The 11,952-nt window shown below is 57.9% G+C and carries 10 protein-coding genes; 4 read left to right on the top strand and 6 right to left on the bottom strand.

Going from position 1 to position 11,952, the window contains the following annotated elements:
• Window positions 1-43 precede the first annotated feature (43 nt).
• Entirely contained in the window at window positions 44-1,198 is a 1,155-nt protein-coding gene (gene dnaN / locus AXF13_RS13630; protein ID WP_062254056.1) for a DNA polymerase III subunit beta, read from the bottom strand.
• Between the two features lie 147 nt (window positions 1,199-1,345).
• Window positions 1,346-2,719: a helix-turn-helix domain-containing protein gene (locus AXF13_RS13625; RefSeq protein WP_062254054.1), complete on the bottom strand. Its 1,374-nt coding sequence runs from the start codon at window positions 2,717-2,719 to the stop codon at window positions 1,346-1,348.
• A gap of 317 nt (window positions 2,720-3,036) precedes the next feature.
• Here AXF13_RS13625 and AXF13_RS13620 point away from each other — a divergent pair, with 317 nt between their 5' ends.
• From AXF13_RS13620 to AXF13_RS13610, 3 genes are all read left to right on the top strand, one after another.
• Window positions 3,037-4,731 (top strand): M23 family metallopeptidase, encoded by a 1,695-nt coding sequence (locus AXF13_RS13620; protein WP_062254052.1) that lies wholly within the window; start codon window positions 3,037-3,039, stop codon window positions 4,729-4,731.
• Window positions 4,732-4,905: 174 nt separating this feature from the next.
• Window positions 4,906-5,130, top strand: a complete 225-nt coding sequence (locus AXF13_RS13615; RefSeq protein ID WP_020990204.1) for a hypothetical protein — start codon at window positions 4,906-4,908, stop codon at window positions 5,128-5,130.
• A gap of 170 nt (window positions 5,131-5,300) precedes the next feature.
• Window positions 5,301-6,833 (top strand): sensor domain-containing diguanylate cyclase, encoded by a 1,533-nt coding sequence (locus AXF13_RS13610; protein ID WP_062254050.1) that lies wholly within the window; start codon window positions 5,301-5,303, stop codon window positions 6,831-6,833.
• Between the two features lie 108 nt (window positions 6,834-6,941).
• Here the strand turns inward: AXF13_RS13610 and larB are convergent, their stop codons facing one another.
• A complete protein-coding gene (gene larB / locus AXF13_RS13605; RefSeq protein WP_062254048.1) occupies window positions 6,942-7,715 on the bottom strand; it encodes a nickel pincer cofactor biosynthesis protein LarB in 774 nt (257 codons plus the stop codon).
• A 109-nt stretch (window positions 7,716-7,824) separates the two neighbouring features.
• Here larB and AXF13_RS13600 point away from each other — a divergent pair, with 109 nt between their 5' ends.
• A complete protein-coding gene (locus tag AXF13_RS13600) occupies window positions 7,825-9,312 on the top strand; it encodes a sigma-54 dependent transcriptional regulator (protein WP_062254046.1) in 1,488 nt (495 codons plus the stop codon).
• Window positions 9,313-9,771: 459 nt separating this feature from the next.
• Here the strand turns inward: AXF13_RS13600 and AXF13_RS13595 are convergent, their stop codons facing one another.
• From AXF13_RS13595 to AXF13_RS13585, 3 genes are all read right to left on the bottom strand, one after another.
• Window positions 9,772-10,023 carry a GlsB/YeaQ/YmgE family stress response membrane protein gene (locus AXF13_RS13595; protein WP_008682910.1) on the bottom strand — a complete coding sequence of 84 codons (252 nt, stop codon included), beginning with the start codon at window positions 10,021-10,023 and terminating at the stop codon, window positions 9,772-9,774.
• A gap of 1 nt (window position 10,024) precedes the next feature.
• The gene (locus tag AXF13_RS13590) at window positions 10,025-10,723 is read right to left on the bottom strand and encodes a DUF421 domain-containing protein (protein WP_008682908.1); all 699 of its coding nucleotides are present in this window, start codon (window positions 10,721-10,723) and stop codon (window positions 10,025-10,027) included.
• Window positions 10,724-11,114: 391 nt separating this feature from the next.
• Window positions 11,115-11,795, bottom strand: coding sequence for an RraA family protein (locus tag AXF13_RS13585; RefSeq protein WP_062254044.1), 681 nt, complete (start codon window positions 11,793-11,795; stop codon window positions 11,115-11,117).
• Between the last annotated feature and the right edge of the window lie 157 nt (window positions 11,796-11,952).

Below are 11,952 nucleotides of genomic sequence, written 5' to 3'. Positions count from 1 at the left end.
GTCTTGATCCGTGTGCTTTGTCGGAAAGCCCCAAGGGGCTGCTTTAAACGTCTTCTTCGCTGTAATAGGTGGTCTCGGAAACCTTCATGGGCATGATGATGACCGTGTAGTCCGGGTCTTCCGGTCCCCGGATGCCGCAGGGGCCCTCCGTTCCGGTGAGCAACATGTCGATCTTGGCGGAAACGAAATGTCCGAGCACGTCCAGTAGATTGCGGGTGGGGAAGGCTATACGGGCAATGTCGCCCCTGTAGGCCACTTCCAGGCTTTCCGAGGCCGAACCCACGTCCTGGCCCTGGGCGGACAGACGGGCTTCGTTTTCAGAAAGATCCATATAGGTGCAACGGTCGCTCTCGGTATTGAAGATCAGAATACGACCCAGAGCGTCCATGCCTTCCTTGCGATCCAGGGTCATGGAGTTGACGCCTTCGTCCGCGAGCTTGCCCATAAAGATGTTGTAGTCCGGATATTCGTAGGCCGCGCGGGGCAGGCTGAGAGTTTCGGCCCCGTCCAGGCTGCGCAGGTAAAGGCGCTTATCCGTAATATTAAGTTCGATTTCGTCCGCGCCCAGCCATTTTTTGATATCCTGGAGATATTTCTTCTGAATCAGCATGCCTTCGGCGGGCAGGCGCGCGGCCAGATCGTCATGGGTGAAGGAAACCAGGGCGAACTGATGGCCGTTGAGGCCGCAGACGTCGATATGCCCGTTTTCGCCCGGCTTCATGCACAGGCAGGCAATGGCGTCCATGGCATCGTCGTCGCTGATGCAGAAAGCCACCTTGTCCAGCACGTCCTGCAGAAAGTCGCCGGACCAGGTCACCGCGTTTTCAACGGGAAATTCCGAAAAATTCTGGAACCACTCGGAACCGCTCACCGGCAGTTTGTACACCCGGCGTCCCTGTTCCAGCAGCAGATTGCCCGAGGCCTCGTCCAGGGTGAGATTGAGCACGCCCGTGGGCAACTGGCGTACCAAATCCACAAAAGCCCGGCCCTGTACGCCGATGAGACCCGGCTGGCTGACTTCAGCCGGGTAACGGCCCGTGAATTCAATGTTGGCGTCCGTGGACATGACCGCCAGACTGCCCTCCTCGGCCTTGAGCCAGATGGAGCGAAGATAGGCGGCGCCGGCTTTGGCCGGAATGATGGCGGCGGCTTTCTGCAGGCCTTCGATGATCTGCTCTTTGTTTACAGTAAGTTTCATATGCTTTCCTTGAATATTATTAAGGTCTGTTCCTTTGTGCGCAACTCACAAAACTCTTTGAAATATTTTACTTTTTTATGATCAGCATAATGCCCGGACAAGGAACGGCGCGCACATTTTCCAATGTGCGCAGGCCGGAAGGGCCGCTTACAGGGCCGTTGTTTCCAATTGCGTCACCAGACGCTGCACATCTTTGTCACTAACCAGCAATTTCTTAATCTTTTTAATGGCATGGATGACCGTACTGTGGTCTTTTCCGCCAAAGGCCCGGCCCAGCTCCGGGTAGGACAAACCCAGCTTCTGGCGGCAGAGGTACATGGCCACCTGCCGGGCCAGGACCAGATCAGGCCTGCGTTTGCCACCCAGAATGTCTTCAGGCCGCAGATTCAGGCCTCGGGCCACTTCGCCCAGAATTTCCCGGCAGCCGGGCGGTCTGTCCGCTCCGCCGGTGCGCACGATGTTTTCCAGGTCCGCCGGGGTCAGATTTCTGCCGTGCACGGCGGCAAATGCCGCCACTTTCAGCAGCAGGCCCTGAAGCAGGCGGAACTGGGCGCAACGCTGCGCCAGATAGAGCAACTGGTCGCGCCCCAGATTCAGCCGTCTCTCCTTGCAGAGAGCCTGCAGATAACGCAGGCGCACATCCAGGTCCGGTTCCAGCAGCTCCACCACCAGGCCGCTTTCCAGGCGGGAACGCAGGCGCTCGTCCAGATCCTTCAGGGCCTGGGCCGGCCCTGCGTGGGCGAAGATCATCTGGCGCGGCCCGTCGCTCAACCCGTACTCCATTCCGACCGGAGTCGGAACATCCGCATTTTGCCGGGGAACCGGGGGACAGGCGTCCATGCAGGCGATCAGTTTTTGCTGCCAGGCCGCCTGCCCGGCCAGATCCTGCAGATCGTCCAGCAACAGGGCGTCGCACTGTTGCCAGAACAATTCCGGACGGCGTGCCCAGGGCGTGTCTTCGGCGCAGAAGCGCGCGGCATTCTGACAGATGATCCGTCTGGAAGCTGTTTTTCCGGAGCCGCGCCGCGCGAAAGACTTGGCCAGAGCCCGCAGCAAATGGGTTTTACCCGTACCGCTGCGCCCGCAGAGCAAAAAGGGGTTGTAGGCCTCGCCCACATCGCTTTCAGCAATTTCCTTAGCCGCGGCCAGAGGGAAGGCGTTTTTGGCGTTGCTGATAAATGAGGCGAAATTGTCTTCCGCGTTACGCGCGTCGTCCGGCCCGGCCTGCGGCTCGCCCTCTGAACCTTCCCGGCCGGAAGAGGCCTGAGGAGCGCTGACCTGGGGGGATGGCCCGCAGTGTTCGTAAACCACGCGCGGCAGGCTCTTGTCAGTAAAATGGCGGCTGAGGGCCTCTTCAAAGACGTTGCGTTTATGGCGCGAGAACCAGGCGGCGAAATACGTATGGGGAAAAACAACCCGCAACGTATCGTCCTCCTGCCGGAGGGTCAGACATTCGAACCAGGCTTCCGCTTCCTGCGTGCCGTCCTGGTTCAGTATGTGCCGCAATTCATTTTTCAGCATGACGTCGCGCCGTCGGCGCCTGCGCGCCGGCCTGTGGATAAGCTCCCGGGCCGCGCGCTGCCGGGCGCGGACAAGGCCTTGAGCCTTTCTTTCGTCGTATGGAAACAAAGTGTCTTTGTACCATAAAAACTTTGCTGAAACAAGTCTTGCCCGCAGGCCAGCGCATCCTGTGGACAATTGTGGATAGGGTGCGTACAAGGCGCGCATCGGATGAAAAAAGGAAGAATCCGATCATCTCAAAGCCTTGCTCCGCCAGCCGCGCGGGTCAACTGGACAAGGCCCTGAGGGCCGGATATAGTTATTAAATGGAGTTGCCGATGAAACGACTCTGGCTGGTGGGAGTTTTTTTTATTTTTCTGGTGGGCGGCGTGCTGGTACAGCATGCCGGCAGAACCGGCTTTACGCCCGATGCCGCGCCCGAACAGGCGGCTGAACAGGTCTCGGAACAATCGACGCAGCGAACGGGCCGGGAGGCGCAACAGGATCAGAAGGTTCGGCAAGACCCAAGCGCGGATGCAAGCGGACAACAGGTGTCGTCTGTTCCGCCCGCGCGGCCCGGTCCGCCGCAGGCGGATAAAAACGGGATGGGCACAGCTGTTTCTGAAGAGGCCGGGCGTGCGCCCGAGGCTGTGGCCGTTCAGACTTCCGCTTCTGATCCCGCCGATCGGTCCCGGCTTCCAGAGGCCCAGCCGGATGTTTCCGACAGCGTTTCCGGTGAGGAAACCTCCCTGCCGCCGGACACGGCCGTGCCCGGTGCGGAGACGTCTGCGCAAGCGCCTTCCACGGGCTTGATCGAAGAGGCGCAGCCCGATGACGCCCCGGGTGAGGAAGTGGTCAAAGGCACGGTGGAAAAGGGCGACACCATCAGTAAAATTTTGGAAAATACGGGCAGCGAAGGCATCTACCAGTATATCAGCGCGGCTCGCCAGGTGTTTTCCATGCGTTCCTTCCGCGAGGGCCAGCCCTATGTGATCGTCACGGACTCTGCTTCGGGCCGGGTCAAGCGTTTTGAATACGAAATCGACAGCCGCCGCCGTCTGGTGGTGGAGGGCGTCGAAGAGCCCGTGGCCAGGGTGGAGGCCATTGAATACGTCACCCTGCTCAGCACGGTGGAAGCCACCATCAGCGACAATCTCTTCCAGGCCGTGGCCGATGTGGGCGAAAGCCCGCAAATGGCGCTGCAACTGGCTGACCTTTTCGGCGCGGAAATCAACTTTATCCGTGATCTGCAGGAGGGCGACAGTTTTTCCGTGCTGGTGGAGAAACGCTATCGCGAGGGAGAATATAAAGGCTACGGCCGCGTTCTGGCCGCGCATTTCACCAATAAGGGCAAAACGTTCGAGGCCTATCTTTTCCGGGACGGTTCTGGCCGGGCCCAGTATTACAACCGCAAGGGCGAAAACCTGCGTAAAACGTTGTTGCAGGCTCCCCTGGCCTTTACCCGTGTGACTTCCCGCTTCACGTCGAGCCGCAAGCACCCTATTCTGGGCTACAGCCGTCCGCATATGGGAGTGGATTACGGCGCGCCCACCGGTACGCCGGTCAAGGCCGTGGGCGAAGGCGTGGTCACCAAAAGAAGCTGGGGCGGCGGTTACGGCAACCAGATCATCGTCAAGCACGTGGCCGGGCTGGAATCCATGTATTCGCACCTTTCCGGCTATGCCCGGGGTCTGCGCCAGGGCCAGCGCGTGCGCCAGGGCCAGGTTATCGGCTTTGTGGGCAGCACGGGTTTGTCCACCGGGCCGCATCTGGATTTCCGTCTGCGCCAGAACGGCAAGTTCATCAATCCCACCAAGGCCATCAATCCGCGCGGCGAGCCGGTTTCCGCCAGGCACATGGCCGCCTTTGAAAAAGTCGTGGCCGAAGAACTGGCTTATCTGAAAGACCGCAAGCCCCTGGCCGAGTATACGGTGGACAGCGTGGTGCCGGAAAATGCCGTGCTTACCGACAATGCGCCGGATGCGGAAAAGGAGAAAAAGCCGGAACCCAAAAAACGCCGCCGTCGGAGCTAGACTTTTCGGAATACACCCTTCCAGAACAATTTACGTTTGAAATGTTATATATATTTCAAACGCAACATGCTGTAGTTTGGGGAGAAGACATCTTCGGCAACGCAGGCAGGCGTCATGCCGGGCAATGTCCGTATCCGGCCGGACCGCTTCATGAAAGAAGCGGGGGAGGGCCGTATGATCTTCTTTGATCCCATATCCCAGGGTCTGTCCGTGGTGCAGGATACGCCGCCCGGCGACGCGCTGGTGATTTCCTACACGCCGTCCGTAGTCAGCGACAGCACGGCCGCCGCCGCACAACTGGCCGACGCGGCCAGTGCGGCTTCCTTCATGCAGGATCAGTGGCGGGCCGCGGCGGAAAATATGCAGGATATGGGCAACGTGGTCAGCGCATACAGTTAGACCATGTCTAAAATGCGGGCCGCTCGGACAGGAATCAGCAAGAAAAGAACGTCCCAAAAGGGGACATTTTTTGGGTTTTGACGGGAAAATGCACAACGAGTATGCTTTATCAGCAAGTCTAATAAGCGGTTCTTCACCATTTTGAAAATTTTTCACTGCCTGAAAACGCTATGGACATGAAAATCAGAGATAAAAATCAGGCAATATTTTTGGGAATACGGGTCGGATTTATTTTTCTGCTGACCGTAATTGTGATCATTTTTGCGGCATATTATACGTTATCAAATAATTTTCAGACACTTCTGACCAATTATACAATAAAACTCGTACAAGCCATGGTGGCGCAGGGCGTGGACATGGTGGAGTCCGAATTGGAAATCGGACGCAAGGAAGCCGCCATGTCCGCCGCTTTTTTTGATGTTGCTGATGCCGTCCAGGGATCCGGGTCCCGCTTTCCCCGTTTTTCCCCGGGCAAGGATGCCATGCGCATGGTTTACGTTTCGGAAGCACGAACCATGGCATCAGACGGCCGAGAGCGGATCATAAATGACCGGCCGGATATCCGTGCCGCCTTTGGCGGGGATATCGCCGTCTATGGACCATACTTCAATGAAGATAATGAATTTGTGATTTGCTATTCGGCGCCGGTGATACGGAACGGAAAAATTGCGGGTGTGCTGAGCATCGAAAAAAACGGCTATATATTCTGCCGGCTGATTCAAAGCATCCGCTTCGTCAATACTGGAGAATCCTACATCATCAACGCGGAAGGGACGGATATCGCGGTCAGTGACCCACACCATATGGAGTGGGTCACTTCACAATATAACGCCAAAAAAATACTCGGCGGACAGGAGGATGCGACGACGCGTTCCATCCTGGAGCTGGAGCGGAAAGGACTTGACGGCAAAAAGGGAATCGGAACGTATTATTGGAAAAACGGCTTGGTCTATGTAATATATGAACCTGTCCCGTCCGTGGGGTGGGTGCTGTTTGGCGGTTTGCGGGAAGAAGAACTTGCTTCCATGACGCAATCCGTCTTTTTTGCTTCTATTTCCAAGGGGCCCGCGTTAAAAATTTGTCTTTCCGTGGTTTTTCTGCTCACTGCATTGATTATTTACTGGATTATCTCCAGCATGAAAAAAAATGCTGAAATCAATAAAAAGCTGGAGATCATCGCCAATCATGACGCCCTTACCGGCTTACTGAACCGCCGTTTCATTGAAACCGGTCTGGCCGAGGAATGGAAGTACCCGATCAGAGCCTCCGGTCAAGCGGCACTGTTTATGCTCGATATTGATAATTTCAAGAAATATAACGACTTCTATGGACATCTGAAGGGGGACGACTGCCTGCGCCGGATAGCCGCCACGCTTAAAAAAGCTATTGATGGCCATAACGGCTATGTCATACGGTATGGCGGGGAAGAATTCATTGCTGTCATTTTTTTGGTTGAACGCAAGTTCACTCTGGAACTGGGCAACAAGATTTGCCGCCTGGTGAAAAATGAGGCATTGCCGGATGCCGAAGGCGGTGTGGTAACAGTCAGCGTCGGCATGTGCCATATACAGAGCACGATCGACGTTTCGCTCTCTGACTGTATACGGATTGCCGATAAGGCCCTGTATCAGGCGAAAACAAGCGGAAAAAACAGAGCGGTGATGCTGGACGCCCCGCAACAGGCTCACGGCACAGCGGCGTAGCAATGAATTTTCTGTTCTATAACAATGAGTTAGAGACAGTTTTTTCGTGTTTCAGGCTGTGTATCCGCACGGACAGTTTGGGCCGCCGTACTGTGGAACCGGTCTTTTTTACTTTCTTCCCAGCACTTTGGCCGCAAAGGCCGCCGCGCCGAAGCCGTTATCGATATTGAGCACGGCCACGCCGGGCACACAAGTGCAGAGCATGGTGGAGAGCGCCGCGAAGCCGTGCGCGCCCACGCCGTAGCCCACCGAAGTGGGCACGGCCAGTACGGGAGCGGGGGTAAGGCCCGCCAGCACGCCGGGCAGGGCTCCTTCCATGCCGGCCACGGCGATGATCACCCGTGCTTCGTGCAGGGCCCGCAGGTGCGGGCTCAGACGGTGCAGCCCGGCCACGCCCACATCCGTGACGCAACCGCAGTCACAACCCCAGAACGCCAGCGCGCCGAAGGCTTCCAGGGCCACGGCCATGTCCGCGGCTCCGGCGGAAACCACCAGGGCCGCGCCGGATTGCGGCCAGGGCGGGGTCATCTGTTGTTCCAGATGTTCCGGACCGCCCAGGGAAAACAGCCCGGCTTCAGGCCAGTGCAGGCCCGCCGGAAACATGCTGCGCAGCAGCCCGGCCTGTTCACGGCTGACGCGGCTGACCAGCACCGGCCCGTGGCGGGAAAGGCCATCCACGGCGGCCAGCAGGGTTTCGTCGCTCTTGCCCTGGGCGAAGATAACTTCTCCCAGCCCGCTGCGCAGTTCGCGTTGCGGGTCCAGATTCAGGCCGTGCAAGGCATCTTGCGCGGTTTCAAAACTCAATTGATCCAAGGCCTTGTCCGTCGAAAGACCGCCCTCAGCCACCAGGGTCAGAATATGCCTGATTACGCTTTTCTGCATGCGGCCTGTATACGTCAGGCCGGAGGCGTTGTCAGCTTTTTCCCAGTAATTAGGCCGTATTCAGGCCGTGCTGTTGCATTGTGGCACGCGACACGGTACAAAAAGGCCCATGTCGACCCGTCGTCTGCTTTTTCTCGCGCCGGCCCAGGCCATTACCGGCATTTTCCCGCCTCTGCGGGATGCTGGCTATGAGCTGGGCATTGCCGAAAATCTCAAAGGGGCTTCGGTCTTTATCCGCAAGTCCGGTCCCGGCGTGATTTTCGCGCGGCCTTCCCTTCCCGGCTTCCGGGTGGAGGATCTGCTGGCCGTGAGCGCGGAAGACCCCAATTTCCCGCCGGTCATCGTCACCACCGACAAGGGCAGCCCGGAAGAAGCCGAACGCCTGCTCGGTCTGGGCGCGCGCGACTACTGGTTGGAACCTCTGGATGTGGAACGGATCATGGCCGTGGCCCGCGAGCCGCGCAAAGCCGCGTCCGTGCCTGCTTCCAGCACCTTTGGCGGACATCGGCCGCAGTATGCCGAAGGCCAGGGCGGCCCGCGCATCGTGGGGCGGCATCCGGCCATTGCCAGGGTCTTGCAGCTGGCCCGGCAGGTGGCGGCTTCCAAGGCCACGGTGCTGATCACCGGCGAGTCGGGCACGGGCAAGGAAATGTTCGCGCGCTATCTGCACGCCATGAGCAAACGCGCGCGCGGTCCCTTTGTGGCCGTGAACTGCGCGGCCCTGCCTGAACATCTGCTGGAAAGCGAATTGTTCGGCCATGAAAAGGGAGCCTTTACCGGAGCTATTGCCCGCAAACTCGGCAAGTTTGAGTTGGCCAGCGGGGGCACCCTGCTGCTGGACGAAATTTCCGAAATGGATCTGGCCTTGCAGGCCAAATTGCTGCGTGTGCTTCAGGAAGGCGAGATCGACCGGGTGGGCGGCGCGGAAACCGTGCGGGTGGACGTGCGCGTGCTTGCCACCACCAACCGCGATCTGGAAGACTGGGTCAAGCAGGGCAAATTCCGTCAGGATCTGTATTTCCGGCTCAATGTCATTCCCCTGCGCCTGCCCTCCCTGCGCGAACGCGGCGACGACGTGCTGGAACTGGCCCGCTTTTTCGTGGACCTGTATGTGCGCGAATATAAGCTGCCGCCCGTATCCCTGTCCGAAGCCGCTGTGAGCTGGCTGAAAAATTACGATTTTCCCGGCAACGTGCGCGAGCTGCAAAACCTTATGGAGCGCGCCGTACTGCTGGCCAACGGCCGTCCGGTGGAGCCCTGCCATTTTCTGCTGGAAAACGAGGCCTGGCCCCTGTTTGAGGAAGACAGCCTCCCGGAGGACGGGGGCGTCGAAACCGCCGGACCCTCCGCCGCCTCCGCGTCGCCGGCGGAGCGGACGGCTACCGCCGCACCCGTTCAGGCAGGCTCCAATACCCCGGCGGAGCAGTTTGCCGGGCCGGTAATTCCACTGCACGAAATGGAGCGGATCATGATCATCAAGGGCCTGGAAGCCACCTCCGGCAACCGCACCCAGGCCGCCGAACTGTTGGGCATCTCGGTGCGCACTCTGCGCAACAAGCTCAACGAATACCGTTCCCTGGGCCATCCCGTGGACTGACGGGGCGTTTGCCTCCGTTACGGGAGGCACCGTCACGCCCTGAGGGGCACTTTTCCGCAGGGCCAGTAGTTCCCAACTGCTCAGACGCTCAAGCCGCACTCCGCCCTCAATCGTAAAAAAATCGACACATTTTCCCATGCCGTCAAAATAGAATCTGCAGCTCAAGCTGTGGCAGCCCTCTGTTTGCCCGTCGCCCGCAAAGACTTTCACCGACGTGTGGTCAATGCAGGCCGCAGCATAAGTCTTTCGCGATAGTAAATGAGCCCGTTGAGGGCGTTCATCCAGCCGCTGGGCGACGCCAGGTGAAATGCCGGGTAGTCGGCGTAGCTGTTGCCCCGGCATTGGCAAAAACCGGCTCTGAAGCGCGCCTGACGGGCTCTTCATGCGGAGACATGCTCTTGTCAACGCCTTCATGATATGGATTCATTGACAGCGCTCCGGTATGCTGCTCTGGCCGCATTATCTCGATGTAAGTTTGCCGTGGATGATCAAGACGAGAAGCGCTCCCAGTACGGCCACAAAAAAGCTCGGCAGGTTAAATCCGGTTACTTTGCCGAAACCAAGCCATGTGCCGATGAATCCGCCGACACATGCGCCGACGATTCCTAACAGGGATGTCACAATAAAGCCGCGTTCAAGACGTCCCGGCAAAATGAATTTCGCAATGGCGCCGGCGACCAGGCCAAAAATAATCCAGGATATAATGCCCATTTTATTGTCCTTCTTTTTTTTCGCACGTAATGATATAGAGGTTTCCGAATTTTTTTCCTTCAGCGTCCGTATCTTCGTTCCATTCAGCAAAGAAAATATCTTTGCATGAATCACAGCCGTTTTTATTCAATTCCTGTTTCAGCCATTCCTCATCTTTTTCGATCAGCTTCATGGCATTTTCATCGATAACGCCGTTGCTTACAAGAATAATTGCCCTTTTGGGTTCATCCTTTTTCTGGATGGTGACCTGACCGTTGGGTTCAAGCTGCGCATTCCATATGTCATGGAGTGAATGAATGCCCTGCATTCGCGCCAGGGTCGCAAAGTCGGCAATATCAAGTCCGGCCTGTTGAAATTTGTCCTGCAGATATTCTCCCTTGATCACAATAGGAGTGGGCGAGCCCACAATCATTTTTCGCCCGGATTCAGTATGCATGCGCAATGAATTGACGGAGATCACAAGAATCTCCCACAGCGCCAGCACGATGATGAATTTTATGATGTGAATGTCCGGATTATAAATAACGCCGCCGATAATGCCGCCCAGCACAAAGTTGCCGATGAGGTCCACAGGCGTCATCTGCGTCAGTTGGCCGCGATTGGTCGTCCGCAATAACAGAATAAAAGCGGTCAAGCCCACGGCCAGTTTTACGGCGATGTTTCCGTATACAACAAGTGAATCCATTATGGCCTGATCCATCTGAATCTCCGGGAAATTTTTTATCTGAAAACTGTCTGAACACGCCTGCGTCAGATCCGGTTATGTTCTGAAGCTCCCCAAGAAAACGGCATATTTTTAGTCTGTCATCACGCCGTTCAGGCTGGGTGGTCAAAAAAAAGACTATAATTTCTATATAATGTATCCTGTAGGAGAGAAAGCAAGTAGCTGCCGCGACCGCATGGAGAATATCGGCGTTTTCGAATCGCGTTTGCCCGGCGGGAGGGGCCCGGAGGAGAAAATGCGCGGGGCAAGAGGGGCCTGTTGATGTCGCTTTGTAAAAAACAACGGCCGGTTTCCGTATTATGCGGAAACCGGCCTGCTGTTGAAGGATGTTCCCCCTCAGCTTCCAATTCGGCGGGAAGGTCTGGCGTCAGTCAAAGATAGCGCAGGAACCGGCCGCCAGTTTTTCGTACAGCCAGGTGAAATCCAGCTTACCGGTTTTTTCAATGGATTTGAGCTTACGCAAGCCGGTATCCCGGATGGCGCGGGCCTGTATGGCCGCGGATTCGGCTTCGTCCCGGCTGACGGCCACAATGCCGTCGCCGTCGGCCACCAGTATGTCGCCCGGCCTGATCACCGCATTGCCCATGGCAATGGGCGCGTTGATTTCGCCGCAGCCGTCCTTGTACGGACCGTTGGGTGAAACCGCGCGGGCGTAGACCGGAAAGTCCATGGCCCGCAGGGCGTCCGCGTCCCGCACCGCCCCGTCCACCACAAAACCGGCCAAGCCCCGCTTGCGGGCCAGAGCGGCCATGATCTCGCCGCACACGGCGCGGTCTTCGTATCCGTCGCAGGCCACGGCCAGCACATCGCCGGGCCGGGCATTATCCACAGCGTAGTAGAGCAACAGGTTTTCACCGGCGGGCAGATTGACCGTGTAGGCCGTGCCCAGCAGGCGAGCGACGCCCAGAGGCTTGATGGCCGAGGGCAGGGCGGCGTTGCGGCCCAGGGCGTCGCAGATGTCGGCCACGGCCAGGTCCGCAAAGAGTTCCGGCAGAGAGAAAGGCGCTTCTTCACTGTGCGGCATGATTCTGTATCGTAGGGTACTCATGGCTGTTCCTGTGACGGATGGTTGCTCGGTCCCCGGCGGGCAGCAGAAACATGCCCGCCGGGGCATCCCCGCGTCCGCGCACAGGAACGGAAACGGGGATGTCCTTGGCCGCCGCGTCCGCGCGTGGTTTGCGCTCGGGACATGGGAGGGCGCGGCG

Source organism: Desulfovibrio fairfieldensis (genome assembly GCF_001553605.1).
GTDB classification, from domain to species: Bacteria; Desulfobacterota; Desulfovibrionia; order Desulfovibrionales; family Desulfovibrionaceae; genus Desulfovibrio; species Desulfovibrio fairfieldensis.
This window is presented reverse-complemented; position numbering and strand designations above follow the sequence as displayed.